The 25,978-nt window shown below is 59.3% G+C and carries 27 protein-coding genes and 1 tRNA gene; 15 read left to right on the top strand and 13 right to left on the bottom strand.

Features of this window, described 5'->3' with window-relative positions; genetic code table 11:
- Positions 1-12: 12 nt before the first annotated feature.
- The 3 genes from RTCIAT899_RS02495 to dapD all read right to left on the bottom strand — a co-directional run bounded on the left by RTCIAT899_RS02495 (position 13) and on the right by dapD (position 2,809).
- Positions 13-612 carry a hypothetical protein gene (locus RTCIAT899_RS02495; protein ID WP_041677191.1) on the bottom strand — a complete coding sequence of 200 codons (600 nt, stop codon included), beginning with the start codon at positions 610-612 and terminating at the stop codon, positions 13-15.
- Entirely contained in the window at positions 599-1,792 is a 1,194-nt protein-coding gene (gene dapE, locus RTCIAT899_RS02500; RefSeq protein WP_015338651.1) for a succinyl-diaminopimelate desuccinylase, read from the bottom strand. The genes RTCIAT899_RS02495 and dapE overlap by 14 nt, the downstream gene beginning before the upstream one ends.
- A 159-nt stretch (positions 1,793-1,951) precedes the next feature.
- On the bottom strand, positions 1,952-2,809 hold the full coding sequence (gene dapD, locus RTCIAT899_RS02505) for a 2,3,4,5-tetrahydropyridine-2,6-dicarboxylate N-succinyltransferase (RefSeq protein ID WP_015338652.1): 858 nt from the start codon (positions 2,807-2,809) through the stop codon (positions 1,952-1,954).
- A gap of 215 nt (positions 2,810-3,024) precedes the next feature.
- Here dapD and RTCIAT899_RS02510 point away from each other — a divergent pair, with 215 nt between their 5' ends.
- Positions 3,025-3,897 carry an LOG family protein gene (locus tag RTCIAT899_RS02510; RefSeq protein WP_015338653.1) on the top strand — a complete coding sequence of 291 codons (873 nt, stop codon included), beginning with the start codon at positions 3,025-3,027 and terminating at the stop codon, positions 3,895-3,897.
- A 70-nt stretch (positions 3,898-3,967) separates the two neighbouring features.
- Here the strand turns inward: RTCIAT899_RS02510 and RTCIAT899_RS02515 are convergent, their stop codons facing one another.
- Together RTCIAT899_RS02515 and RTCIAT899_RS02520 are read right to left on the bottom strand one after the other, a co-directional pair.
- Positions 3,968-4,651, bottom strand: coding sequence for an EF-hand domain-containing protein (locus RTCIAT899_RS02515; RefSeq protein WP_015338654.1), 684 nt, complete (start codon positions 4,649-4,651; stop codon positions 3,968-3,970).
- A gap of 168 nt (positions 4,652-4,819) precedes the next feature.
- Complete coding sequence (locus tag RTCIAT899_RS02520) at positions 4,820-5,524, bottom strand: pyrimidine 5'-nucleotidase (protein ID WP_015338655.1); 705 nt, start codon at positions 5,522-5,524, stop codon at positions 4,820-4,822.
- Between the two features lie 217 nt (positions 5,525-5,741).
- On the opposite strand from RTCIAT899_RS02520, the gene RTCIAT899_RS02525 reads away from it, so the two are divergent.
- The gene (locus RTCIAT899_RS02525; protein WP_015338656.1) at positions 5,742-6,512 is read left to right on the top strand and encodes an isocitrate lyase/PEP mutase family protein; all 771 of its coding nucleotides are present in this window, start codon (positions 5,742-5,744) and stop codon (positions 6,510-6,512) included.
- 67 nt (positions 6,513-6,579) lie between these two features.
- Here RTCIAT899_RS02525 and argB read toward each other — a convergent pair whose 3' ends face one another.
- Entirely contained in the window at positions 6,580-7,467 is an 888-nt protein-coding gene (gene argB, locus RTCIAT899_RS02530) for an acetylglutamate kinase (protein ID WP_015338657.1), read from the bottom strand.
- A 181-nt stretch (positions 7,468-7,648) separates the two neighbouring features.
- Here argB and RTCIAT899_RS02535 point away from each other — a divergent pair, with 181 nt between their 5' ends.
- The 3 genes from RTCIAT899_RS02535 (at position 7,649) to RTCIAT899_RS02545 (ending at position 9,564) form a co-directional block, all read left to right on the top strand.
- Positions 7,649-8,188 (top strand): sigma-70 family RNA polymerase sigma factor, encoded by a 540-nt coding sequence (locus RTCIAT899_RS02535; RefSeq protein WP_015338658.1) that lies wholly within the window; start codon positions 7,649-7,651, stop codon positions 8,186-8,188.
- Positions 8,185-8,898 carry an anti-sigma factor gene (locus tag RTCIAT899_RS02540; protein WP_041677192.1) on the top strand — a complete coding sequence of 238 codons (714 nt, stop codon included), beginning with the start codon at positions 8,185-8,187 and terminating at the stop codon, positions 8,896-8,898. The genes RTCIAT899_RS02535 and RTCIAT899_RS02540 overlap by 4 nt, the downstream gene beginning before the upstream one ends.
- A 108-nt stretch (positions 8,899-9,006) precedes the next feature.
- On the top strand, positions 9,007-9,564 hold the full coding sequence (locus tag RTCIAT899_RS02545; protein WP_015338660.1) for a fasciclin domain-containing protein: 558 nt from the start codon (positions 9,007-9,009) through the stop codon (positions 9,562-9,564).
- Between the two features lie 74 nt (positions 9,565-9,638).
- Here the strand turns inward: RTCIAT899_RS02545 and yihA are convergent, their stop codons facing one another.
- Together yihA and RTCIAT899_RS02555 are read right to left on the bottom strand one after the other, a co-directional pair.
- Positions 9,639-10,298 (bottom strand): ribosome biogenesis GTP-binding protein YihA/YsxC, encoded by a 660-nt coding sequence (gene yihA, locus RTCIAT899_RS02550; RefSeq protein WP_015338661.1) that lies wholly within the window; start codon positions 10,296-10,298, stop codon positions 9,639-9,641.
- 126 nt (positions 10,299-10,424) lie between these two features.
- On the bottom strand, positions 10,425-10,937 hold the full coding sequence (locus RTCIAT899_RS02555; protein WP_015338662.1) for a DUF6428 family protein: 513 nt from the start codon (positions 10,935-10,937) through the stop codon (positions 10,425-10,427).
- 42 nt (positions 10,938-10,979) lie between these two features.
- Between RTCIAT899_RS02555 and RTCIAT899_RS02560 the strand changes: the two genes are divergently transcribed.
- The 4 genes from RTCIAT899_RS02560 to arsK are packed head-to-tail and all read left to right on the top strand — an operon-like array spanning position 10,980 to position 13,653.
- A complete protein-coding gene (locus RTCIAT899_RS02560) occupies positions 10,980-11,333 on the top strand; it encodes an ArsR/SmtB family transcription factor (RefSeq protein ID WP_015338663.1) in 354 nt (117 codons plus the stop codon).
- Between the two features lie 25 nt (positions 11,334-11,358).
- On the top strand, positions 11,359-12,060 hold the full coding sequence (locus RTCIAT899_RS02565) for an aquaporin (protein ID WP_015338664.1): 702 nt from the start codon (positions 11,359-11,361) through the stop codon (positions 12,058-12,060).
- A complete protein-coding gene (gene arsC / locus RTCIAT899_RS02570; protein ID WP_015338665.1) occupies positions 12,057-12,485 on the top strand; it encodes an arsenate reductase (glutaredoxin) in 429 nt (142 codons plus the stop codon). The genes RTCIAT899_RS02565 and arsC overlap by 4 nt, the downstream gene beginning before the upstream one ends.
- A complete protein-coding gene (gene arsK, locus RTCIAT899_RS02575; RefSeq protein WP_051043184.1) occupies positions 12,442-13,653 on the top strand; it encodes an arsenite efflux MFS transporter ArsK in 1,212 nt (403 codons plus the stop codon). The genes arsC and arsK overlap by 44 nt, the downstream gene beginning before the upstream one ends.
- A 91-nt stretch (positions 13,654-13,744) precedes the next feature.
- On the opposite strand, the gene yidC is transcribed toward arsK, so the two are convergent.
- Genes yidC through rpmH form a run of 3 tightly spaced genes read right to left on the bottom strand, consistent with a single transcriptional unit; the run spans position 13,745 to position 16,108 of the window.
- On the bottom strand, positions 13,745-15,547 hold the full coding sequence (gene yidC / locus RTCIAT899_RS02580; RefSeq protein ID WP_015338667.1) for a membrane protein insertase YidC: 1,803 nt from the start codon (positions 15,545-15,547) through the stop codon (positions 13,745-13,747).
- Positions 15,547-15,948: a ribonuclease P protein component gene (rnpA, locus tag RTCIAT899_RS02585; RefSeq protein ID WP_015338668.1), complete on the bottom strand. Its 402-nt coding sequence runs from the start codon at positions 15,946-15,948 to the stop codon at positions 15,547-15,549. The genes yidC and rnpA overlap by 1 nt, the downstream gene beginning before the upstream one ends.
- A 25-nt stretch (positions 15,949-15,973) precedes the next feature.
- Positions 15,974-16,108: a 50S ribosomal protein L34 gene (gene rpmH / locus RTCIAT899_RS02590; RefSeq protein WP_041677194.1), complete on the bottom strand. Its 135-nt coding sequence runs from the start codon at positions 16,106-16,108 to the stop codon at positions 15,974-15,976.
- A 473-nt stretch (positions 16,109-16,581) separates the two neighbouring features.
- Here rpmH and RTCIAT899_RS02595 point away from each other — a divergent pair, with 473 nt between their 5' ends.
- The 6 genes from RTCIAT899_RS02595 (at position 16,582) to RTCIAT899_RS02620 (ending at position 23,804) form a co-directional block, all read left to right on the top strand.
- Positions 16,582-18,531, top strand: coding sequence for a methyl-accepting chemotaxis protein (locus tag RTCIAT899_RS02595; RefSeq protein WP_244441435.1), 1,950 nt, complete (start codon positions 16,582-16,584; stop codon positions 18,529-18,531).
- A 160-nt stretch (positions 18,532-18,691) separates the two neighbouring features.
- A complete protein-coding gene (locus RTCIAT899_RS02600; protein ID WP_015338670.1) occupies positions 18,692-20,212 on the top strand; it encodes a sensor histidine kinase in 1,521 nt (506 codons plus the stop codon).
- Positions 20,213-20,337: 125 nt separating this feature from the next.
- Positions 20,338-20,414 (top strand) — tRNA-Arg (locus tag RTCIAT899_RS02605).
- 508 nt (positions 20,415-20,922) lie between these two features.
- Positions 20,923-21,780 carry a WcbI family polysaccharide biosynthesis putative acetyltransferase gene (locus RTCIAT899_RS02610; protein ID WP_041677197.1) on the top strand — a complete coding sequence of 286 codons (858 nt, stop codon included), beginning with the start codon at positions 20,923-20,925 and terminating at the stop codon, positions 21,778-21,780.
- Positions 21,777-22,829, top strand: coding sequence for a GSCFA domain-containing protein (locus RTCIAT899_RS02615; RefSeq protein ID WP_015338672.1), 1,053 nt, complete (start codon positions 21,777-21,779; stop codon positions 22,827-22,829). The genes RTCIAT899_RS02610 and RTCIAT899_RS02615 overlap by 4 nt, the downstream gene beginning before the upstream one ends.
- A 114-nt stretch (positions 22,830-22,943) precedes the next feature.
- Positions 22,944-23,804, top strand: coding sequence for a WcbI family polysaccharide biosynthesis putative acetyltransferase (locus RTCIAT899_RS02620; RefSeq protein WP_015338673.1), 861 nt, complete (start codon positions 22,944-22,946; stop codon positions 23,802-23,804).
- 39 nt (positions 23,805-23,843) lie between these two features.
- On the opposite strand, the gene RTCIAT899_RS02625 is transcribed toward RTCIAT899_RS02620, so the two are convergent.
- Both RTCIAT899_RS02625 and RTCIAT899_RS02630 read right to left on the bottom strand, forming a co-directional pair.
- On the bottom strand, positions 23,844-25,394 hold the full coding sequence (locus tag RTCIAT899_RS02625; protein WP_015338674.1) for an MDR family MFS transporter: 1,551 nt from the start codon (positions 25,392-25,394) through the stop codon (positions 23,844-23,846).
- The gene (locus RTCIAT899_RS02630; RefSeq protein WP_015338675.1) at positions 25,391-25,840 is read right to left on the bottom strand and encodes a MarR family winged helix-turn-helix transcriptional regulator; all 450 of its coding nucleotides are present in this window, start codon (positions 25,838-25,840) and stop codon (positions 25,391-25,393) included. The genes RTCIAT899_RS02625 and RTCIAT899_RS02630 overlap by 4 nt, the downstream gene beginning before the upstream one ends.
- Positions 25,841-25,978 lie beyond the last annotated feature (138 nt).

The raw sequence follows: 25,978 nt of genomic DNA on the forward strand, positions 1-25,978 counted from the left end.
GCTACGATTACCTCAAATTGGCGGATAGACGCCGAGGAAGCGTTGCAGGAAATCCGTGAGCAGCATGGTCGGGATCAGCAGCACCAGCGTCAGCGTGCCGATGAAGAGCGGATGCGTGCCGCAGATCATCCTCAGAATGCGCGCCAGCGCAAAGATGGTCGCCATGGTGAGAACCAACGATAGAAGCGCTGCCAAACCTTTTGAAGCCGGGACAAAGACAATCATCGCAACGAGAAGTGCGTTCAAATAATTTGCCGGCACGAACAGCCAATTTACGGTAACGACGATCGGCGTAAACTTATCGCCGAAGCGGAAGACCAGAAGCAGCACGCCTGCGAGAATGGGCGGGATCAGCCAATTCGCCGCCTCGACCAGCGCCAGCCTCAGGAAAAAGGCGAGGCCCGTCGCTGTTTCCGGCGGCATGGCACGCAGATAGGCCTGCTGCCACCACAGCCAGGAAATGCCGATCGAGGGAAGGCTCCAGAAAATCGCCCAGAAGGAGCGCAGCATGCCGCGATCCGAAATATCCAGATACTGGAATCCGCGTGCATCCATCCGGATCAGCAGCCACAGGCCGGACAGGTAATACTGGACTTCCTTAAAGCTCGGCATTCTCGAACCAGCGCTGGATGAAGGTCTGGTAGATCTCGGTCAGCGTTTCGAGATCCGAGAGCGCCACGCGCTCGTCGACCATATGCATGGTCTGGCCGACAAGCCCGAATTCCACGACAGGGCAATAGTCCTTGATGAAGCGCGCATCGGACGTGCCGCCGGTGGTCGACAGCGCCGGCCTTTGAGCGGTGACGTTCTCGACGGCCGCGGAGAGCGAGGCGATCAGCGCATTGTTGCGCGTCAGAAAGACCTGGCTCGGACGCTCCGACCAGACGATGTCGTATTTCGCCGGCGAACGCCCGGGGCGCAATGTCTGGTCGGCGGCCGCCGCATCCAGGCGTGCCACGATTTCGGCCTTCAGCGTATCGGCCGTCCAGGTGTCGTTGAAGCGGATGTTGAAGGCAGCGGTCGCCTTGGCGGGAATGACGTTAGTGGCGGTATTGCCGACGTCGATCGTCGTCACTTCGAGGTTCGACGGCTGGAAATTGTCCGTACCGGCATCGAAAGGCGGGTCGAGCAGCGCTTCCGTCAGCTTGATGATGCTGCGCACCGGATTGTCGGCAAGGTGCGGATAGGCGGCGTGGCCCTGAACGCCGTGAACGGTAATGGTGCCGGAGATCGAGCCGCGACGGCCGATCTTGATCATGTCGCCGAGCCGGTCCGGGTTGGTCGGTTCGCCGACGAGCGAGGCATCCCATGTTTCGCCGCGCTCTGCCGCCCATTGCAGCAGCTTGACCGTGCCGTTGATCGCCGGTCCCTCTTCATCGCCTGTTATCAGGAAGGAGATCGAGCCGGCGGGCTTGCCGTGTTTCTCGATATGACGCGCGACAGCGGCGACGAAACAGGCGATGCCGCCCTTCATATCGACGGCGCCGCGGCCGAAAAGCTCGCCATCGGCGATTTCGGCGGCAAAGGGCGGATGGCTCCACGAAGTGGCGTCACCGACGGGCACGACATCCGTATGCCCGGCAAACATCAGATGCGGCCCGTCGGTGCCGAGCCGCGCATAGAGGTTTTCGATATCGGGCGTTCCAGGCTCGCTCGCGGTCATGCGCTCGACCTTGAAACCGAGCGGTGCCAGCATGTCGGCAAGCGCGGTCAGCGTGCCGCCTTCGGCCGGGGTGACGGAGGCGCAGCGGATCAGGGTCTGCAGATTCGTGATGGGATTCGTAACGGTCATCGGAGGCAACTTATCCGGCGGGAAATGGCAAAGCGATGGCAAAGGATCGGTGACGACTCGAAAATCCTTGCCGCGATTCCAGCAATCGCACAGGCATGTTCACCCGGCAAGCATGAGGGAAGCGCGATATGGCAACCGCGCTTCCGAAATTTTGCGAAATCAGTCGCGCAGCAGCTCGTTGATGCCGGTCTTGGAGCGGGTCTTTTCATCGACGCGCTTGACGATGACGGCGCAATAGAGGCTCGGAGCCGGCTGGCCGTTCGCCATGGTGTTGCCGCTCGGCAGGGCGCCGGCGACGACGACCGAGTAGGGCGGAACTTCGCCATAGGTGATCTCGCCGGTGGCGCGATCGACGATCTTGGTGGACTTGCCGATGAAGACGCCCATGCCGAGAACCGAACCTTCGCGGACGATGCAGCCTTCGACGACTTCGGAGCGTGCGCCGATGAAGCAATTGTCTTCGATGATGGTCGGGCCGGCCTGCATCGGCTCCAGCACGCCGCCGATGCCGACGCCGCCCGAGAGATGCACATGCTTGCCGATCTGGGCGCAGGAGCCGACGGTCGCCCAGGTATCGACCATGGTGCCTTCGCCGACATGAGCGCCGAGATTGACGAAGGACGGCATCAGGATGGCGTTCGGAGCGATATAGGCGGAGTGACGCACGACGGCGTTCGGCACGGCGCGGAAGCCGGCTTCGCGGAAGCGGTTTTCACCCCAGCCTTCGAATTTCGAGGGAACCTTGTCCCACCAGGTGGCGCCGCCGGAACCGCCTTCGACGATCTTCATGTCGCTCAGGCGGAAGGAGAGCAGAACCGCTTTCTTGAGCCACTGGTTGACGGTCCAGTTACCATCAGCACCGCGCTCGGCCACACGAACCTTGCCGCTATCGAGAAGATTGAGCGCCGTTTCGACGGCATCGCGGACTTCGCCGCGCGTCGACGTGTTCACATTGTCGCGATTGTCGAAGGCAGCCTCGATGGACTTTTCGAGGGAGGCGAGGTCGGTAGCGCTCATGGGAATTCCTTGCAACGTCAGGGCCTATCGTGATTTCCGGATAAAGGTCCGGAAGCGGTCGATTGGTCCTATAGCATGGATGCCGAAAATGGAATGTCTTTTCCGCGCCGATTGAGCTTGGATTCAAGGCGTTGTAGGGGCATATGCAAGAGCTTGGGCATTCCTGTCTGCGGGCGGGAAAGGCCCGTCGTGATCGATTTGAAAGGCATGAGTAGATGAGCAAGGGCAAGAACGGCAGGCTGCGGCGCAAGGATGGGGTCTGGGACCCGTTGAAGACGAGTTCGGCGGACAAGCAGCGAGCCGAGTCGGTGCCGCGCACGCCGCAGTCCATGTCGCCTTCCTACCGGCTCGCCTATGCGGACGAGGATTTCCTGTGCCGCGAGGAGCTGCGGCCGATCCGCCTGCAGCTGGAACTGCTGAAGACCGAAATGTCGCTGACCGAGCGCGGCATCAAATCGACCGTCGTCATGTTCGGCGGCGCGCGCATTCCCGCCCCCGGCACCAATGCCTGGGCCGCTCGCAACGAGGTGCAGCGCGCCAATCTCGAAGCGGCATCGGTCTACTACGAAGAGGCGCGCAAGTTCGCCCGGCTTTGCTCGCGATATTCCGCCGGCTTCGACTTCCATGAATATGTCGTCGTCACCGGCGGTGGTCCCGGCGTGATGGAAGCGGGCAATCGCGGCGCGGCAGAAGAAGGGGCTCCCTCGATCGGCCTCAACATCGTGTTGCCGCACGAGCAGGCGCCGAATGCCTATGTGACGCCGGAGCTCAGCTTCAACTTCCATTATTTCGCGATCCGCAAGATGCACTTCATGGTGCGCGCCAAGGCGATCGCGGTGTTCCCCGGCGGCTTCGGCACGCTCGACGAGCTGTTCGAATGCCTGACGCTCATCCAGACCGGCCGCATGGAGCGCCTGCCGCTTATTCTCTTCGGCGAAAAATTCTGGCGCAACATCATCAATTTCGAGGCGCTGGCCGAGTTCGGCACCATCGCGCCTGACGATGTGAACCTCATCAGCTTCGTCGATACCGCCGACGAAGCCTGGAAGATCGTTGCCGATTTCTACGAACACGACAACGGTCACTGAAAACCGAAAGCCCGCCATCGCTTGGGCGAGGGCGGGCTTTCGTTTGTGGACTATTGCCGGAGCGATCGGCTTAGAGCAGCGGGCGGCCCGGCATGTCGTCCAGGTTGACAACGCCATCGTGGTTGCGGTCCAGTCGGTCGAATAGCTTGTTCACGGCGTCTTCGGCCTCTTTCTTGCTGATCTGTCCGCTTTGATCGGTATCGGCAAAGCGGAAGATCATCGCTTCATGCATGAAGCGGCCATGCGGTCTGTAATGGCGATTGCCTTCGCCGCCCTTGTCGTTGTCATTGTCGTTTTGAGCCTGGTCGGCCGGCGCCTGATTACCCTGGGCCTGATTACCCCCCGCCTGATTGCTTTGTGCCTGGTCGCCGCCTTGCGCCTGGCCATTTTGAGCCTGATCGCCATCGGCCTTGGCGTGTTCGGCCCGCCACTGCTTCATCTGCTCCTGGCGGTAGGCGCGATACTCGCCGGGGGTGATTTCGCCGTCGTGGTTGACGTCGATCTGGTCGAAGATCTTGTCGACGCCTGCCTTGACCTCATCCTTGGTGAGCTTCGTGTCACCGGGATTGCCGAATTCCTTCAGCATGCGCACGTAAAGGACTTCGGGCGAAATATGCGGTCTGTGCCAGCGGCCGTGATGATGATGCCTGTCCCCACGGTCGCTATCATGCGAAGCGGCAAGCGCCACCTGTGCGGCACCGCCGAGAAGCAGGGTTGCAGAAAGTCCGGCCAGAAGAAGTTTTTTCCCGTTCATCGCTTTTCCTTTCGTGTCGAGGAATGGGCAAACGATACGGTTGGCGGTCAAAAACGGCCAATTAAACCTCTGTAAGGCGCATGAAACTTTCGTAACCCCGCCTTGGGCGTGTGTTTCCGCATTCCGAACGGAAAACCGCACTTTTCCTGGAAGTGCTCAAATGAACAGTTAAACCAGCGCCTTCAGGAAAGCGGTGAGGTCGTCCGTCACGTAGTCGATGTGGTCGTCTTCGCCGGTCGTTCGTTCCCACCATTCGACGATCGTCGTCTCGAGATTTTGCGGTACGAGAAGCACGGTCTTCATGCCGAGCGCCTTGGGCACGGTGAGATTGCGCGGCAGGTCCTCGAACATGACCGCCTTCTTCGTATCGACGCGATGGAGGCTCATGAACTTGTCATAGGTGCTGCCGGCAGGCTTCGGTACGTAGTCGGCAGCGACGATATCGAAAATGTCGTCGAAGCCGTCGAGGATGCCGAGTGCACCGGCCGTCGTCTGGGCGTGTTTGACGCTGCCGTTGGTGAAGATGAACTTGCGTCCCGGCAACGCCTTGATGGCGGCGGCGAGCTCCGGCTGCGGCGTCAGCGCCGAATAGTCGATCGCATGCGCCTTTTCCAGGAAATCGCTGGGGTCGATGCCATGATGGATCATCAAACCCTGCAGCGTCGTGCCGTGCTCGAGATAATATTGCTTCTGCAGCCTGCGGGCGTCTTCGCGCTCCATCTGCAGCAGGGCCGATACGTAAGCCGTCATGTTCTTGTCGATCTGCGCGAAGAGATCGACATGATGCGGATAAAGCGTGTTGTCGAGATCGAACACCCAATCGCGGATGCCGGCAAAATCTGAAGGTTCGGATAGCGTTTTTGTCTGGTTCATGCCCGTCTTATGGCACGCACGGTCGGCACGGGGGAAGGAAAATATTCATGCTGCTGCATCCCCGGCCATGGGGGGAGATTGCCGTGCGATCCAATGCCGGCTATGATTTTACTATTGATTTCCGGGGTTTTACGCTATTTGCCATGTGAGGGAGAGCTTACGCTCTTTATGGTCGCGGAGGGGAAATCGCCCGACTGGGCTTTTCGGAGGGGATGCGATGGGTCAAGTGGAAAAGGCGCAGGAATTTGCGCGGCTGCACAAGAAGGGCGAGCCGCTGATCCTTTTCAATATTTGGGATGCTGGCTCTGCCAAGGCTGTCACGGAGGCCGGCGCCAAGGCGCTGGCAACGGGGAGCTGGTCGGTCGCTGCCGCCAATGGTTTCGGAGACGGCCAGGCAATTCCGCTATCGCTGCTGGCGGTGACCGCCAGGCTGATTTCGGTGACGAGCCCGTTGCCGCTGTCGGTCGATTTCGAGGGCGGCTATGCCATCGAACCCGAGGAGGTCGCCGCCAATGTTGAAAAGATCATGGATCACGGCGCCATCGGCATCAATTTCGAAGATCAGGTGATCGGCGGTCAGGGTGTTCATCCTATCGAAATGCAGGCGGCCCGCATCCGCGCCATCCGTGAAATGGCCGATCGCCGGGAAATACCCTTGTTCATAAACGCCCGCACCGATCTTTTCCTGCAGGAAAGCGATACGGCGCATCATCAGCTCCTGCTGGATGACGCCTTTCAGCGCGCCGATGCTTTTGCCGAGGCTGGCGCCAGCGGCTTCTTCGCACCGGGCTTGGTCGAGCCGGATCTGATTGGCGCCCTTTGCGAACGTTCGCCACTGCCCGTTAACATCATGGTGCGCCCGACGACCCCGGACAATGAGACCATGGCAAAGCTCGGCGTCAGCCGCATCAGCTATGGGCCGGCTCCCTACCGTTCGGTCATGGGAATGCTGAAAAGCGAGGCCGAAGCGATCTATCGGCCGTCCTGACGGACCTGCCAGCGCTTCGCAATCAACATTTGCAAAGCACCTTTGAGACACTGCAGGCTAGGCTGACTTACGGAACGATCAGCGTGCCCGCGCCGCGCTCCGTGAAGATTTCGAGCAGAACCGAATGTGCCGTCTTGCCGTTGAGGATGACGACGCCCTGAACACCGGCCTTGATGGCGTCGATGCAGGTTTCGACCTTCGGGATCATGCCGCCGGAAATGGTGCCGTCGGCAATCAGGGCATGCGCCTGGGCGACGGAAAGCTCCTTGATGAGCTGGCCCTGCTTGTCGAGGACGCCCGGAACGTCCGTCAGGAAAAGCAGACGCGTTGCGGAAAGCGCACCGGCGATCGCGCCGGCAAAAGTATCGGCGTTGATGTTGTAGGTGGCGCCGTCACGGCCGGGAGCGACCGGGGCGATGACCGGGATCATTTCCGACTTGGCGAGCAGGTCGAGCAGTGTGCGGTCGACTTCGACCACTTCGCCGACGAAGCCGAGATCGAGCACGCGCTCGATGTTCGAATCCGGGTCCTTGATGGTCTTGCGCGCCTTTTCGGCGAAGACCATGTTGCCGTCCTTGCCGCAAAGGCCGATCGCCCATTCGCCGGTCTGGTTGATCAGCGCGACGATTTCCTTGTTGATCGAACCGGCGAGCACCATTTCGACGATCTCGACCGTCTTCTGGTCGGTGACGCGCAGGCCGCCTTCGAACTTCGATTCGATGCCCATCTTCGTCAGCATGGCGCCGATCTGCGGGCCGCCGCCGTGGACGACGATCGGGTTGACGCCCGACTGCTTCAGGAGCGCGATGTCGGCGGCGAAGGCCTTGCCGAGTTCGACATTGCCCATGGCATGGCCACCATATTTCACGACGATGGTCTTGTTTTCGTAACGCTGCATGTAGGGCAGCGCCTGTGCGAGCAGGTTGGCTTGGAGTTCGCTTTGGGCTTCGGACATGGTGCACCCTTCGAAATTGATCGCGGCCTTTTATCTCAAGTTTTTGACGGATGGAATAAAGATGTCTGGAATAGTTGACGCTATATCACATTAGCGTCGCTGAAATTGATGGTGCGAACACGTTTGCCGAAGCGGAGTTTTCTTCTAAAGATAGTGCAGGCGTCGCACCCCGGGGATTTGGATGGCGAGCGAGGAGACGGAAGCGCTGATCGGCCGCATCGCCATGCGCGATCAGAAAGCCTTTGCCGCGCTCTACAAGCGCACCAGTCCGAAACTCCTCGGCGTTTGCCTGCGTATCGTCGGCAACAAGGCGGATGCGGAAGAGGTTTTGCAGGAGGTCTATATCAAGGTCTGGCAGCGGGCCGAACAATTCGCTGTTGCAGAAGGGCCGGCAATGGCCTGGCTGATGACGATCGCGCGCAACCGCGCCATCGATTTCATCCGCGCCCGCAAGCCTGTAGCCGACGAAATAGATAGCGCCTACGATCTCGCCGACCTCGAACCCGGCCCCGAAGAGCAAGCAATCGTGAAGGGAGAGGGAAGGCGGATTGACAGGTGCATGGAAGAGTTGGAAGCTGATCGTGCGCGGGCTGTTCGCAGCGCCTATGTCGAGGGCTTGAGCTACCAGGAGCTCGCCGACCAACACGCTGTGCCACTGAATACTATGCGCACCTGGCTGCGCCGAAGCCTGATTAGACTGAGAGAGTGCATGGACCGATGAGTACGCCCGATCAAAGCAAGGGAGGCCGCTCCCGCGACGAAGTCCTGGCTGGAGAATATGTGCTTGGCGTGCTCTCCCTGGAGGACCGGCAGAAGGTCGAACGCCGTATGCGCAGCGACCGCCAGTTTGCCGCGATCGTCAGCCGCTGGGAGCAGAACCTATCGGAATTCAACGAGGAATACGAAGCGGTAACGCCTGCGGCCGCCGTATTTCCGAAGATCGAAAAGCGGATTTTCGGCGAAGTGGCACTCGGTGCCCATCTCTGGAATTCGTTGATGCTCTGGCGTTCAGTGGCCTTCGGCTCGCTGTTTTTGGCGGCCGGCGTACTCGTCTTTGCAATCACGAATGAAGGCGGCTTGCGAACAACCCCCGGCAAGCAGCTCACCGCGTCTCTTTCCGGCCAGAACAGTCCCTTCAATCTCCTCGCCAATTATGACGTCGCCAACGGGCGCCTGAAAATAACGCCGATTGCCGCCGGCAAGCCGGAAGAAAAATCGCTGGAGCTCTGGCTGATTCGCGGCAGCGATCCCGCCGAGGCGCTGGGCATCCTGCCGCCGACCGGCGATGGCGAAATCGTCCTGTCGCCCGAGCTTCACGCCAAATTGACCGAAGGCGCCATCATCGCCGTCAGCGTCGAGCCCTTTGGCGGCTCGCCGACCGGCAAGCCCACGGGTGACGTGGTCGCCTCCGGCACGATCCATTTGCCCTGAGAAATTTCGATCGTGAAAAACGATCCAAGCTGAAACTGTTTGAAAGCGTGCTCCGTATCTTCTTCCGACCCCGCCCGATCGGGGCAATAGAGAGGAAGAGGAGACGTTATGATCAAGACCGTATTTCGCATTGCTGCCGCAGCCGCAATGTTGTCCGCTGCGAGCAGCCTTGCCTATGCCAAGGACCCGATGGTCGGTGGTGCTGCGATGTATGCCAGCAAAAATATCATCCAGAATGCCGTGAACTCCAAGGACCACACGACGCTGGTTGCAGCCGTGAAGGCGGCCGGTCTCGTCGATACGCTTGAAGGCAAAGGCCCGTTCACCGTATTCGCACCGACGAATGAAGCGTTCAAGCAGCTGCCGGCCGGCACCGTCGAAACGTTGCTGAAGCCCGAGAACAAGGAGAAGCTGGTCAAGATCCTGACCTGCCATGTCGTGGCTGGTGATGACATGGCGGCCGCCATCCAGAAATGGGCAAAGAGCAAAGGCGGCGAATACGATCTGAAAACTGTCGGCGGCTGCACGATCAAGGCTATGGCCAAGGGCAGCAAGCTGACGCTGACCGACGAAGCGGGCGGCACCGCTCACATCACCATCGCCGACGTCAAGCAGTCGAACGGCGTAATCCATGTCGTCGACAAGGTGTTGTTGCCGAAGATGTGATCCTCATCGGCAACAGGGCCGTCGTCTCCTGATACGAGGTCAGGGGCGGCGGCCTCATTGTATCGATGTGGTCTTCAAACCTGGATACCGACCGTCAAGCCAATGGCTTCGCGCAATTCCTGAAGCCCAAGGCCCTTTTCCGAAGACGTCGCAAGAATGCCGGGATAAGCAGCCGGCCGCTTGCGGATTTTTTCGGCGGTATCGGCAAGCAGCTTCGGTATGCCCGCCTCCTTGATTTTGTCGGTCTTGGTCAGCACGATCTGATAGGAAACGGCGGCCTTGTCGAGAAGGTCCAGAACCTCCGCATCGTTCTTCTTGATGCCGTGGCGGCTGTCGATCAGCACATAGACGCGCTTCAGCGTCGTGCGCCCGCGCAGATAGTCGAAGACCAGCTTCGTCCAGGCATCGACCTGATCCTTCGGTGCTTCGGCATAGCCGTAGCCGGGCATGTCGACCAGAGCCATCGGCGGCAGGTCGCCAGCCTCGCCGGAAAAGCCGTCGGGAACGAAATAATTGAGCTCCTGTGTGCGTCCCGGCGTATTCGAGGTACGCGCCAGTCCCTTATGTCCGACCAGGGCATTGATCAGCGACGACTTGCCGACGTTGGAGCGGCCGGCAAAGGCGATTTCCGGCGGCCCTTCCGGCGGCAGAAATTTCATCGACGGCACGCCGCGAATGAAAATCCACGGACGCCCGAAAAGCGGCTTGTCGTCTTTTGTCGTCTGATCTGCCATTTGCTCAGTCTTTTATCTGGTTTGATGGTCTGGCTTCGAGGTTTTGCCCACGAAAGTCAAGTTTTGATCGGCAAACTGGCTTCACGCTGCGAGCTTCGGTGTCGCCGCCAAAGAGTCAAGCAACGGCTAACCGCAACATCTGGCGGGATCTGCTGATCCGCAGCAGGCGGCCGCCTGGGCCTGTTCCGCCAGCCACCGGTCGCGTGGCTTGCAGCTGGCCGCGCGGGGCGTGAGTTCGACATGGACGACATCGTCGCCAACAATAGGAGCCGATGCGCAGTAAAGCTGCATCGGCTGTACCCCGTCGCTCACCTCGAAGGTCAGTCTTGCGGAACCATCGAGCTGCACGTGCTCGGAAATTTTGCGGATGATGGCGGCGAATTTGCCCGACGGCATATGGGTGCGGTTGCCTTCCTCGACATCCCAAAGCTGGATAAAAATCTCCGCCCATGCTTCGGGGTTGGCACCGCAGTCCAAGGCGGAAAACTGTCCGGCTTTGACCTCGGTGACATGATAGCCTGGCCTCACCGGCTGGCCGTCATAGCGGAATACAAGGGGCAGATCGCCGAAAGCGGCCAAGGTGTCAAGCAGATGCCCGAGGCTGATATCCGTAGCTAAGGTCTTGTCGATCGCATTCATTTGAGGTACTCCATATTTCAACATTTCAAGGATTGTTGAAATATGGATGAAGGTCAAGCCCTCGCTTCGTTCGGCGCGCTCTCTCAGGAGACCCGCCTGCAGATCGTCCGCATGCTCGTCGTTGCCGGTCCTGACGGCATGGCTGCCGGCGCGATTGCAGAGAAGCTCGACGTATCGCCCTCGAATGTCTCGTTCCATCTCAAGGAGCTGGATCGTGCAGGTCTCATCAGCCAGCAGCGGGAATCCCGCTCTATCGTCTACACCGCCAATTACGATGTGCTTGGAGGTCTCGTCCGCTTCCTGATGGAAGACTGCTGCGCGGGACATCCGGAGGTCTGCGCGCCGGCAGCGCAAGTCGCTGCCTGCTGTGTGCCAGCTGCGAAAAACGTTCCATGAATAAGCTGATCCGGGGCCTGAAGCCATGACATCTTTTCCGCTTTCGCGCCGCCTTGTCTCTGAGGCCCTGGGCACGGCCGTTCTGGTCGCGACCGTCGTCGGTTCGGGCATCATGGCGGACAGGCTGACGACCGATACGGCGCTTGCGCTGCTTGCCAATACGCTGCCCACCGGGGCGATCCTCGTTGTGCTGATCAGTGTCCTGGGGCCGATATCCGGCGCTCACTTCAACCCGGTCGTATCGCTGGTCTTCACGCTGCGTCGCGAACTGGCCGCGATGCCGGCCCTGGGTTATGTCGTCGCGCAGATTCTTGGAGGGATTGCGGGGACGATCCTCGCGCATTCCATGTTCGAACTACCGCTGCTGCAGGCCTCGACAACCATCCGCAGCGGCGGCGCGCAATGGCTGGCGGAGGTGACGGCCACCTTCGGCCTAATCTTCGTCATCTTCTCCGGCCTGCGCTTTCGCGCCGACGCGGTGGCATGGCTGGTCGGCCTCTACATCACGGCCGCCTACTGGTTCACCGCTTCCACGTCCTTCGCCAATCCGGCTGTCGCAATCGCCCGTTCGCTGACGAATACTTTTGCGGGCATCCGCCCGATCGATCTTCCCGGGTTCATCATCGCTGAAATCCTCGGTGCATTGCTGGCGGCGCTGCTCACGAGCTGGCTGCTGATGGATGTCCGCATCCCTCGAACTCTCGCTGAAACGGAACCTACCCCATGACCATGGATGTTACGATCTACCACAATCCCGATTGTGGCACCTCGCGCAACACGCTGGCATTGATCCGCAATGCCGGCATCGAGCCGACCGTCATTGAATATCTGAGCAATCCGCCAAGCCGCGATGATCTCGTCAAGATGATTGCCGATGCGGGTTTGACCATCAGGCAGGCGATCCGCGAAAAGGGCACGCCCTATGCCGAGTTCGGCCTGGACAATCCGGAGTTGACCGATGCCCAGTTGCTCAATGCCATGTTGAAGGATCCGATTCTGATCAACCGCCCGTTCGTCGTCACGCCCATGGGCACGCGTCTGGCCCGTCCTTCGGAAGTCGTCCTGGATATACTGCCCGATACGCATAAAGGCCCGTTCGCCAAGGAAGATGGCGAGCAGGTTCTCGATACCGACGGCAAGCGCCTTGTCTGAACGGGTGCCCCTTCTTGCCGTGCTCGCGCTCGGCGTCACGCAGATCATCGGGTATGGCACCCTTTATTATAGTTTCAGCATCCTCGCGCCCGATATGGCTGTGCAGTTCGCGTGGTCGAGCGAATGGGTTTTCGGCGCGCTGTCGGCGGCACTTCTGGTCGGCGGCCTCACCGCACCGTGGCTCGGCGTGCTGTTCGACAGGATCGGCGCCGCCCGGGTGATGACGATCGGCTCCTTCGTGGCGGCTGCCGCTCTGGCCGCGTGCGCCTTCGCGCCCAACAAGGCAGCCTACGTCGCAGCACTCGTTGCGATCGAGGTTTCCGCCAATCTGGTCCAGTATGGCGCGGCCTTTGCGCTGCTCGTGCAAATCCGGCCACACATCGCTTCCCGCAGCATCACCTATCTGACGCTGATCGCCGGGTTCGCCTCGACAATCTTCTGGCCGATCACCACGGCACTCCATGCGCATTTCGCCTGGCAGAACGTCTACCTGGTCTTTGCCGTCCTGAACCTGTGTATCTGCCTGCCGATCCACGCGTGGTTGTCGCGTCAGGGAACCAAGCGCGGGGCGAAGACATCGACCGCCGCTCCGCGCGTTGAAGGTGTGTTGCCGCCGGCTCGCCGTCGCCTTGGCTTTGCGATCATGGTCACGGGTTTTTCGCTGATGTCGCTCGTCAGTTCGGCCATTCTGGTGCATCTGGTGCCGCTGCTGTCCGGCCTCGGCCTTGGTGCGACCGCGGCCCTCGTGGGGACACTCTTCGGCCCGTCGCAGGTCGGCAGCCGCCTCATCAACATGGTATTCGGCAAGAACCTGCCCGCACTCCATCTGGCCGTGATCGCCTCGACGCTGATACCGGGCGGGGTGCTCGTGCTTCTGCTTTCGGCGCCATCCGTACCTGGCGCCATGGCTTTCGCGATGATCTTCGGCATGGGTAACGGCCTCCTCAGCATCGTCACCGGCACGCTGCCTCTGCATCTCTTCGGCAGCGACGGCTACGGGAGGCTTCAGGGGAAGATGATGGCGGCGCGGCTGATCCTTTCAGCTCTTGCCCCATTCGTCCTGGCCTTCGCGATGGAGAATATCGGCATCACGCCGTCACTTGCCATCACGGCTGCTCTGGGCGGGCTTTCCATCGTTGCTCTGTCGTCCATCGCAGCATTGCAGTGACCGCTATTGGCGGCGCATCGGTGCCGGAGCTAGTGTCGATGGCACCTGCCGCCAAATAACGAAAAGCCCCGCCGAAGCGGGGCTTTTGTCGTCATTTCGATGGCGCCGGTTTTCGTTTGAAGAGGCCCTTCAGATTGTCGAAGAGCTCCACCTTCACGCCATGGCGCTTCATGATGATCGACTGCTGGATGACCGAGAGCGTGTTGTTCCAGGCCCAGTAGATCACGAGACCGGCCGGGAAGCTTGCCAGCATGAACATGAACACCAGCGGCATCCAGTTGAAGATCATCGCCTGGGTCGGATCGGGAGGCGTCGGGTTCATGCGCATCTGGAAGAACATGGTAACACCCATGATCAGCGGCCAGACGCCGAGATGCAGGAAGGTCGGAGCCGCAAACGGCAGCAGGCCGAACAGGTTGACGATCGAGGTCGGATCCGGCGCGGAAAGGTCCTGAATCCAGCCGAAGAACGGCGCATGGCGCATCTCGATGGTGATGTAGATCACCTTGTAGAGCGAGAAGAAGATTGGGATCTGCAGAAGCACCGGCCAGCAGCCCGCGATCGGATTGATCTTCTCTTCCTTGTAGAGCTGCATGGTCGCCTGCTGCAGGGCCATGCGGTCGTCGCCGAACTTGGCCTTCAGCTCCTCCATCTTCGGCTGCACGCGCTTCATGTTCGCCATGGAGGCATATTGCCGGCTGGCGAGCGGGAAGAAGAGCGCCTTGACGACGATGGTGGTGCAGAGGATGGCGACGCCGAAATTGCCGAAGTAGCGGAAGAAGAAATCCATCAGCTTGAACATCGGCTTGGTGATGAAATAGAACCAGCCCCAGTCGATCAGGCGATCGAAGCGCGGGATGGAGTAGCTGGTTTCGTACCGGTCGATGACCGGGACTTCCTTGGCGCCGGCGAAGACCAGGTTCTTCAGATCCTGCGACTGGCCGGGAGCGATGGTGACCGCATCCTGCTTGTAATCGGCCTGATAGCGCGGAGTGCCATCGGTAAAGTGCGAGAAGCGGGCGTCATAGGCCGTCGACTGCGGCGGCACGATGGTCGCTGCCCAGTACTTGTCCGTCATGCCGAGCCAGCCGCCGGTCGCTTTGGCGGGCGTCGTGGCTTCCTTTTCGGTCGACGCATATTTGGTTTCGATCAAACCGTCATCGCCGATGACGCCGATAAAGCCTTCATGCAGGACGTAGGCGGAAGGCGTCTCGGGCTTGTTGTAGCGAGTGACGCGGCCGTAGCTCGACAGAGAAACCGGAGCCTGGCTGGCGTTGGCGATCTTGTCTGTGATCGTGAACATATAGCGATCGTCGACGGAGATCGTGCGGGCGAAGGTGATGCCCTTGTCATTGGTGTAGGAAAGCGTCACCGGCGTCTTGTCGGTCAGCTTGTCGCCGCTGGTGAGCTTCCACACGGTCGAGGGGCCGGGGACTGCGCCGGTCGCGTCGCTGCCGACATAGCCGAGTTCGGTGAAATAGCCGTCCTTGGTGTCGGCCGGGCTGAAGAGCGTGATGATCGGGCTGCTCTTGCTGACGGTCTCGTGGTAGGCCTTGAGCTGGAGGTCGTCGAAGCGAGCGCCTTCCAGATTGATGGAGCCGGCAAGCGCGGGTGTGTCGATGGTGACGCGCGACGAAGCGGTTTTGGCGACGGACTGCTCGAGGGTGAGAACCGTCGGCGCCGTCTGGCCACCTGCGGGCAGCGAACCGTTCACGGCGGCACCCGTTGCGGGCGACTGCGTCGTCTGGGCCTGCTGCGCCTGCTGGTGCTGCTTGGCGGCCTGCTCGGCCTGACGCTGCGCTTCGAGGCGCGGGTTCATATAGAAAAACTGCCAGCCGAGAACAATCAGCACAGACAGTGCAATTGCAATGAAGTAATTGCGGTTGTTTTCCATCATACTTTCCTGGAGCGGTCCTTTTCCGACCGCCGGTGTTTCGGCCTGGTTTCGATGCGGCTTACGAGTTCGCTCGCCAGTTTTTCGAAAGGCGCGGTCAGCACCTCGCGTCGCGCGACAACCACATAGTCGTGTCCGGGCTGCATTGCAAATCCGGCGTGAAGCCGCACGGCTTCTTTCAGCCTGCGCCGCATGCGGTTGCGCTCCACCGCGTTGCCATGTTTTTTGGTAACGGTAAAACCGACGCGGGGTTCGGCGTCGGCGGTCTTGCGGTCCAGCATTTCGATGAGGAAGAAGCTGCCTCTGCGCTTCTCGCCTTCGCGGACTGCAAGAAACTGCGGCCGGCTTTTCAGCCGCCCGACAGTCTTTTTTGGTCGTTCATTCGTCAATTTGCCCGCCATCCTGGATTATCGGGCACTTCGGCCCTTAGGCCGAAAGACGCTTGCGGCCGCGGTTACGGCGAGCGGAAAGAACCGCACGGCCGCCCTTGGTGGCCATGCGCGCACGGAAGCCGTGGCGACGCTTGCGGACAAGCTTGGATGGTTGGTAGGTACGCTTCATTTATTTAAACACCGCGGAGTGCGGCCCTTCTTGAGCTTTGCTTTACAGCAAGGAGCGTTGTTGATTATGGCGAACGGACTTGGCCCGCAAATGCAGGCTCCATGACCGGACGTGCGCGGGCTTATACGGATCAAGCCTCCGGAAGTCAATTATATGGGTGCAGATTCCTTTAAGACAGGCAATTTCGCGCGATCGGCGGCGGCTGATTGCCGTCTGGCTGCTGCTCCCGGAGGGGTGCGCGCAACCTTGAATATAAATTGCATAAATTCTAAAATATACGGACAGTATAGTGAAGAATGTCGGGCGCTTGGATTAAAGATAACTCAATATAACATTAATGATTTTAGCCGATATCTAGCTTTGTGCGGTAAAACCCATCGATTTATGGGGGATGGGATCTGCGCCGGAGGGGTATTGTGAAAATTCGCGGCAAAATTAATCTGCTTGTATCTGTCATGGCCGGGGCGGCGCTTATGATCGGCGTCACTGCGCTCTATGCGTTGCATCAATATGACCAGAAATTACAGAGCTACGAGCAGACGGCGAGCCGCGCTTACATGGGCGAGCGCCTGAATCGTTACGTGACCGCGGTGGTGATGGAAGCGCGGGGCATTTATGCCGCCGCTGCTGCAAAGGATTCCAAACCCTTTGCCGATGGGCTGATGGTCGATCTCGACGAGATCGACAAGGTGCTTGCAAGCTGGGCGCCCCTGGTGCCGGAGACGCAGCAGCCGGAATTCACCAAGCTGCAGGCCCGTGCCCAGGAGTTTCGCGCCTTTCGCACGGAAACGGCCAGGCTCGGCGTGACCGATGGCCCGGATGCCGCCGGCAAGCAGGGCAACAACGAGGCGAACCGCGCCAACCGCAAGGCCTTTCAGGCTGAGATCGATGCGATTGTCCAGACCGACAAGGCGGAGCTTGCAAAGGCAGAGACCGAGATTGCAGACTTTCACAGCAGCGTCTTGTGGGTCGTCCTCGGCATCATGGTCGCCGGTATCGTAGCCGGTGTCGGCCTCGGCGCCTATATCGGAACCGTCCATCTCAGCCGCCCGATCCGCAGGGTGACCGATGCGATAAAGGATGTCGCCGACGGCCATTTCGATATCGAGGTGCCATTTGCCGGCCGGAAGGACGAAATCGGCGAGATGGCGGCGGCCGTCGACGTCTTCAAGGAAAACGGCAAGGCCGTGCGCCGCATGAATGCCGAGGAAGCGTCCTTGCGCGCAAAAAGCGACGAGCTTCAGTCGAGCATGTCTCTCGCGGTTTCCGCCGCGGCGGCCGGCGATTTCAGCCAGCGCATCGAGAAGGACTATGGCGACGTCAATCTCAATCGGTTCGCCGGCAATGTGAACGAGCTGCTTGTGAGCGTCGACACGGGTATCAGCGAGGTCCGCCGCGTCATCGCGAGCTTGGCCGAGGGAGACTTGACGCAGGCGATGAGGGGCAATTTCCAGGGCGCCTTCGCCGAGCTGCAGCAGAACGTCAACGCGACATTCGAGACGCTCAAAAGCACCATGAGCGAAGTGCGCGGCACCACCGGTTCGATCAATTCCAATACCAACGAGCTCCGTCACGCAAGCGACGATCTTTCCAAGCGCACCGAACAGCAGGCGGCCGCTCTGGAAGAGACCTCCTCAGCGCTCGACGAGATCACCTCCGTCGTTCAGAATTCGACGGAACGGGCGCGCGAGGCGAGCGTCATGGTGAGCGAAGCCAAGGACGACGCGGCTCGCTCCGGCACGGTGGTTCGCAATGCGATCGACGCCATGGGACGCATCGAGCAGGCGTCGGGCGAGATCAGCCAGATCATCGGTGTGATCGACGACATCGCCTTCCAGACCAATCTGCTGGCACTGAATGCCGGCGTAGAGGCCGCACGCGCCGGCGACGCGGGCAAGGGCTTTGCCGTCGTTGCCCAGGAAGTGCGCGAGCTCGCTCAGCGCTCCGCGACTGCCGCCAAGGACATCAAGGCTCTGATCGGCAAATCCGGCAACGAGGTGCAGGTCGGCGTCAAGCTCGTGCAGGCGACCGGTGAGGCGCTGTCCTCCATCGAGGCCCGCGTGCTGAAGATCAACGATCACATTCACTCGATAGCGACAGCGGCACGCGAACAGGCAACGGGCCTGTCGGAGGTGAACAAGGCCGTCAATCAGATGGATGAGGTAACGCAGCGCAACGCCGCCATGGTCGAGGAGACTTCGGCCGCGACCCATCGGCTGGCGGCCGAAGCGGATGGCCTTGTCCAGCTCGTCTCGCGCTTCAAGGTGGACGCAGCCAATGTTTCCGCTCCCGTTCCCGCGCGCGCCGAGACGCATCGCCCGGCCGCCTCACCGGCACGCCGCATGATCGACAGGGTCGCGTCCGCCTTTGGCGGCGGGGCGCTTGCTCCTGCTGCGGCGGCGCCAGGTTGGGAAGAGTTCTGATCCGTCAGATATGAGGCCGGCTGCGGCGCCTGAGCGTCGCTGCCGGCTTTCGCCTTCTGTCAAAATCCCAAGCCGATTGGAAAAAGCTCCACAATCGCCTATTATGTAGTTTCGATCAGGTCGCATCAGATCGCTTTTTAAGCGAAGCGGGACAATTGAAATGGACATTGGGCAGGACAAGGATGCCGTAAAAGACGGCAAGGTCGAGAAAGGCCGCCTGTCCCTGCTTTGCCGTCCCACAGGCATTTTCGGCGGCCTTTCCGGCAAGCTCCTCATCCTCACCGTCGTTTTCATTTCGTTGGCGGAAGTGCTGATTTTCGTGCCTTCGGTCGCCAATATGCGGCTGCGGTGGCTGCAGGATCGGCTGAACACCGCCGCTGCCGCCGCCATCGTCATCGACGGCCTGCAGCCGGCTGAACTGCCGCGTGCTCTGCAAAAGGAGACGCTGATGGCGACGGGCACGCGGGCTATCGTTCTGCGCAAGGACGGCACGTCGCGCCTGCTGGCTACAGCCGAGATGCCGGCCGCCGTCGATGAGAAATACGATCTCAGCGACGTGTCCCAGCTCACCGCCATCAAGGATGCGCTCGATACGCTGCTCTTCGGCGGCAATCGCATCATCCGCGTGTTTGGTCCGGTTGGCGGCGATGCCAATACGGGCATCGAGGTGGTGCTGAAGGATACCCGGCTGCGCAATGCGATGCTTGCCTATTCGACCAGCGTCTTCTTCGTCTCCATCCTCATCTCGCTGTTCACCGCAACGCTGATCTTCTTTGCGATCAATCGCATGATGATCCGTCCCATCCGCCGCCTGACAGACAGCATGCAAGCCTATTCCGATGATCCGGAGGATCCCGGCCATATTCTTGTGCCGGAGAAGGGGCGGGACGAGTTGGCCGTGGCCGGCCGGCATCTCGCCGCGATGCAGTCGCAATTGCAGAAGACTCTCAAGCAGCAGAAGAATCTGGCTGCGCTCGGATTGGCGGTGTCGAAGATCAATCATGACATGCGCAACATCCTTTCGGCCGCGCAGCTGATGTCGGACCGTCTGGTCGATGTCGACGACCCGATGGTCAAGCGCTTTGCTCCGAAGCTGTTGCGCACGATCGATCGCGCCGTCGGCTACACGACCGAGGTTCTCTCCTTTGGCCAGACCTCCGAGTCGGCCCCACGCCGGCGCAAGATTCGCATATTCGAGCTGATAGAAGAGGTTCGCGATATCCTGGCGATCGATCCGGAAAGCGGCATTGAGTTCATTGTGCAGCTCAGCCCGGATCTGGAGGTCGATGCCGACAGCGAGCAGCTCTTCCGCGTCATTCATAATCTCTGCCGCAATGCCTATCAGGCGCTGATCGCTTTCGGCGAAGCGGAACCCGATAGCGTCAGGCGAATCACGGTTTCGGCGCATCGGATTGGCAGTGTCGTCAGCATCACCGTTGACGATACCGGGCCGGGCATGCCGCAAAAGGCGAGGGAGAACCTGTTTACGGCCTTCCGCGGTTCGGCGCGCTCGGGCGGCACCGGCCTTGGCCTCGCGATCGCCCGGGAACTCGTCCTTGCCCATGGCGGCACGATTGCGCTCGTCGAAAAACCGGCGGCCGGCACGCAGTTCCGCATCGAAATTCCCGACCGCCCGGTATCCCTTGATGATTACCGCAGCAGAAGCCTGCAAGAAAACTGATTGTTTTCAGTTATTTGACGTCGCTATGCACGAAAATTGCGATCTTTTTCAGAAATCCACTTGCATTCCCTCAAGGGACGCTTTAGAGAACCGCCCACGCCAACGGTTTCTTCCGTTTCGGCCACGCACCCGTAGCTCAGCTGGATAGAGCACCAGACTACGAATCTGGGGGTCAGGAGTTCGAATCTCTTCGGGTGCGCCATTTTTCTTTAGTTCTGTGTAAGTTGAAGGCTCATTGAGCGGACCGGCTTAGCCCGAGCAGCGTGTAATCAGTTGCCTATCGGGAGCTTACGCCATCGACCGAACAGCATTTGCGTGATGTGCCGGGCAGTTCGCGCCAATGATCAATAAAGTTTGGATGTCTATCCGAAAGGCGCGACCCTGCGCCTTCTTTACGCGCCCCGATCCTCCGATTGCGACCCCAAAATCCTAACCATTTTAGACGTCCGACGCGATTCGATCGGATTTGACGCTATGGGTATAGAATTGGGAGGATACAGCAAGTTTACTTGATGCATCATTTAATCGTCTTGGGGGCGTCGGTAAGGTCTTATAGCTCCGTTTTTGCTCGGTTGTATAATAAATACTTCCCCATTTCCGAAGATAGACAAGCCATATAACCGAAATCACACAATCGGAACGGAGGAATTCGTTCTGTCAGTTGGTTCGTGGGCGATTTTGGTAGCAATGCGCTTACGTCAGGGTGTGCCATGGATCGTTGGTTGTTGATTTCTAATTGCAATACCTATGGCCTCGCACGCTCATTGCAGTTGCAAGGCAATAGCTTTCATCTTGATTGCATCGATGTATGGCATTTCAAGAAGAACATGCAGGATTATGAGAACGAAATCCCGACCTACGATCGAGTGATCATAAATCCAGAAGTCAGACTTACTAGTTATGATTTTCGGAGCTTGAAGAACGTAAATGAGATTCCGAACGTCGAATTCGATGCATATCATCCGGATTTTTGCTTTGTCGGCGTAGATGGTGTGCGCCTCTACAAGCCACTTGCAGCTTGTCATTCCATGATTGTCCTCGCCGCATTCCAGGCGGGGAGGAGTCCTGAGAAAACCCGAAAGCTGTTTCGGCGTGAAATTTACGAGCAATGCGGCTTCTTTACGCGTTGGGAGCTTGCAAGGGACAGACTCATCTCATCCTTTTCAGTGATGGGAATGGATCTATCAAACGCCTTCCGCCGCTGGGCACGCGGCGAATGCTTCATGCATGGCTTGGGACATCCGAAGGCGCGTCCAATTTTCGACATTGCGCGCATTTTTCTCAAAAATCACGTCGCCCAAACCAATGTGACGGATCTGGTGCCTTCCGACACGATTGTAGATGGTGCGTGTTTGCCCGTCTATCCGGAGATCGGCGAGACGATAGGCGTCCGGGGTTCTTACGCGTTCAAGTTGCCAGGAGAATATAAGTTGATCTCGCTGGAAAGGTTTATCGAGATGAGCTTCGAGGTCTATCAGGCCTACAACCCAAGTGAGATCTTGGTTGAACCCGGCTTTCGCAGTCGCTTCGATCGCGTGAAACAAGTTATATCGGAGGCAGAAGCATGACCAATCCGTATTCTGGGATCAAGGACTATCAATTATGGCGTCGATCGGTCGCTCGAGTCGAAACCCATCTATTTGATCCAGTGGTCACGCCACGGTTTAAGATTGACAGAAATTCCAAGGTCGCAACCGCTGGCAGTTGTTTTGCGCAGCATATATCACGCCAGATTCAACGTATCGGCTTCCATTATTTTATTACGGAGCGCGCGGATCATTTGAACGAGGCGGAAAGAGCCAGGCGCAATTTCGGTGTCTTTTCGGCTCGCTACGGGAATATCTATACGGCGCGGCAATTGCGACAGCTGTTCGAGGAAGTCTTCGATGCGCGTCGTCCCGTCGAAAAGGCATGGCGGCGAAAGGATGGCAAGTTTGTAGATCCCTATCGTCCGCAGATAGAGCCCGACGGCTACGACACCGAGGAGGGAGTTATAGAAGCGCGGCGGGCACATCTTGCAGCGGTACGCTCCGTCTTTCTCGAATGTGACGTCCTGGTGTTCACGCTAGGCTTAACCGAAGCCTGGAGATCGAAGGCCGACGGATCGGTCTTTCCGCTTGCGCCTGGCGTGAGCGCAGGTTCTTTCGATCCCGAGGTGCATGAGTTTATCAATTTCAACGTTGAGGAAGTCGAGCGCGACCTGACTTTTGTCTTGCGCAGGCTGAAAGAGATCAATCCTCGCGTCAAGGTGTTGTTAACCGTCTCGCCTGTCCCGCTGGTGGCAACATATGAGGACAGAAGTGTCTTGGTTTCGACGACCTACAGCAAATCTGTCCTGCGCGTTGTCGCCGAGCAGATGCTGCCTCGTTTTGACTGGGTCGATTACTTTCCGTCCTATGAAATCATTACCGGCAGCTATGCCGGCGGCCTCTATTATGAAGACGATTATCGAGAGGTCAATCATCTCGGCGTCGCCCATGTGATGCGCTGCTTCGTAAGAAACTATGTGGCCCATGTTGAGGCGCCGACCGAGAAATTTGCACCATTGGCTCCGCCTCAGGAAGAATATCAGCACGTGGTTTGCGACGAACGCGAAATCGAAATGCTTCGCCCATAACTGCGTTGTTGATCCAGATTGCGGTGATCCCAAGCCTGCGGATCATCGAATGCGTTTGAGTGAAGTTCTCTGGGTTCGACCCAATAGAATGGGAGTTTCTTTGTGGAAACATGGTTGGTCATTTCGAACGCGCAGACGCATAATTTGGCGAATTCGCTTCGTCTGCTGAGCAATGACATTCGCATCGATCACGCCGATGTATGGACGTTTGGCGCTAATGTGGCCCAATACCGCGAACTGCTTCCCAATTATGACAGGGTAATCATCCATCCCCACGTCGAGCGGGGTTATTGTGATCTCTCTGCAGTCAGGCAATTGAGTAGAATTCCCTCGATCAAGTTCGATGCCTATCATCCAGATATTTGCTTCGTGCTCGCAAATGATGTCCCGTTCGACGGCGCTATGGGTGCCTACCATTCGATGCTTGTCTTGGCGGCATATAAGGCAGGCTTGAGCATTGAGAAGACGAGGGCTTTATTTCGCCGCGAGATTTTCGAGCGGTGCGGCTTCCTTGATCGCTGGGAGGGTGAACGTCAGCAGTTGCTGGATCATTTTGCCGAATACGGACTGGATATAACCGCACCGTTCAGGGCCTGGTCGCGCCGCGAGTGCTTCATGTATGGTATCGACCATTCAAAAGCGCGCCCGATCCATGATATTGCGCATGTGTTTCTGCGGACATGTGGGATCGAACCCCACCAAACCGATATCGTGCCGGCGGATACGATCATGACCGGCTCTTGCTTCCCGGTCTATCCCGAAATCGGCGAAGTACTGGGCGTGGAGGGCTCTTACATGTTCAAGCGATATCAGCAATATCGTCTAATTTCGCTCGAGCATTTTATAGAATTGAGCTTCGCGGCTTACGCACAATTTTCCACAGAGAATATCAAACCCGATAGCCGCTTCACCGAGCGCTTTGAAGTGGTCCAGTCCGCGATTGTCGAAGAAGCTTCGGTTCCTCGGCTAATGTAAGCAGTCTGAACACGGGGCTATTTTCCCGACGATTCCGTTTCATTGCGTGGCCCCCGGCCTGTGATCTGTCGCCAGCGGCAATTCCGGCAGAAACAGCAGCACGATCAGCGCCAAGGCTACAATCGCCGTTCCCGTTGCGAAAGTCATGGCGATAGCGTGACGATAGAGCGCTATCGCGGCGTCATGCGCTTCGGGGGAGGCGGTGGCGAGCTGCCTCATGCCGGCTTCGGTCAGTGAGGAACCGTGCATCCCGTCGAGGACGCCGCCGGCATTCTGTACGCGATAGGCGAGAATGGCGCCGGAGCCGGTGACGCCGATGAGGCCGCCGAGCGAGCGGAAGAAGGCAAGCGTCGCGGTACCTACACCACGATGGGCAAGGGGCAGGGCATTCTGCACCGCGATCGTCATTGTGGGCATGACGAGGCCAAGACCGAGGCCGAGCGCAAAGACCGTCGGCTCGATGATCCAGAAACTCTGGCTGGTGGCGGCAGCCCAGGCGAGCATGGCAAAGGCTGTCGTTGCGAGGCTGAGGCCGCAGAGCTGCGCCGGCTTGTAGCGCCCGAAGCGATGCAGCAGCACACGCCCGTTGACCATGGAGGAGATGACCACGCCGATCATCAGCGGGCCGGTGAGCAGGCCGGAATGCGAGGGGCTGACCCCCATGACCATCTGGAAGAACAGCGGAAAGAAGAGGCTTGCTCCCAGCATGCCCATGAAGGTGAGAGCGAGCACGATGCAGGCGACGACGAAGAGCCGGTTGCGGAAGAGATCGGGCGGCAGCACCGGCTCAGGCTCACGCCGGATATGCAGGATGAAAAAGACGAAGAGAACGAGTGCAAGAGCAGAAAGCCCGAAAATCTCGGGCGAGTTCCAGGCCCATTCATTGCCGCCGAGGGCCAGCACCAGCAGGAAGCTGGTCGTGCAGCTCGTCAGCAGAGCCGCGCCGAGATAGTCGATGCGGCGGCTGCGCGCATGATGCGGGCGCTTCAGTGCACGGCCGATCATGACGAGCGCAACGGCGCCGATCGGCAGATTGACGTAGAAGATCCAGTGCCATGACAGAAGATCGGTGATGACGCCGCCGGCGATCGGACCTATGACGCTGCAGACTGCGAAGACGGCCGCGATCGAACCCTGATTGCGCCCGCGTCTTGCCGGCGGCACGATGTCGCCGATGATGATCTGCGCCAGCGGCAGCAATCCGCCTGCGCCGATGCCCTGGATCGCTCGGAAGATGATGAGCTGCACCAGCGTTTGCGCCATGCCGCTCAGCACCGAGCCGAGAAGAAAGATGAGGATTGCCGCATAGATCATCGGCTTGCGGCCGTATTGGTCGCTGAGCTTGCCGTAGAGCGGCATGGTGCTGGTCGAAGCGAGCACATAGGCGCTGACCACCCAGGAGAGATGCGCCAGTCCACCGAGATCGCTGACGATGCGTGGCAGCGCCGTCGCAACGATGCTCTGATCAATGGCGCCGAGGCCGAGAACGATCATCAACCCGAGGATGACGGCGCGGATCTCGCGGCGATCGGGCGGGACGTCTGCTGCCGAAGCCAATGGCGTGGCACTATCCGGAAAGGTCGCATTCATTGCCCGATCTCCATGAGCGGTTCGATGGCGGCGCGAATGGCGTCACGCTGCTGCGGCGACAGTTTGGCGAGTTCGGAGGCGAGCCAGTCGGTTCTGCGCCGTTTCAGGCTGCGGATGATTTCCTCACCTCTCTCGGTCGCCACCAGGCCATTGCGGCGGCGGTCGCTCGGGTCCGGTTCCGCGCGCGCAATGAGGCCATCCCGCTCCATCGCCTTCACATGGCCTGAAATCGTCGGTCCTCTCAGTCTCTCCAGCCGAGCTAGTTCGGCAACGCCGATGCCTGGCCGTTGGATGATGGCGACGAGCAGCAGGGCATGCAGCGGCGACAGGTCGGCCTCGTCGCTCTCGCGCCGCAATTGTCGATAGAGCCGATGGAGTGCAGGGCGCAAAGCCTCGGCCAGCGCGTAGGCATCCTCGCGGCCCTGATGGGGGTCGGCTTTACCCATTACGTCTCTCACTGATAGATAGGCTTCCTATCTATAGGCCTATCGCGTGGCATGTACTTGCGCAAGCAATAATATTGTGAATGATTTTCAATCATTGCGCGTTGTTCATCAGTATTACGACTCGACAGGAGGAGAAGA

This window comes from Rhizobium tropici CIAT 899 (assembly GCF_000330885.1).
Classification (GTDB): Bacteria; Pseudomonadota; Alphaproteobacteria; order Rhizobiales; family Rhizobiaceae; genus Rhizobium; species Rhizobium tropici.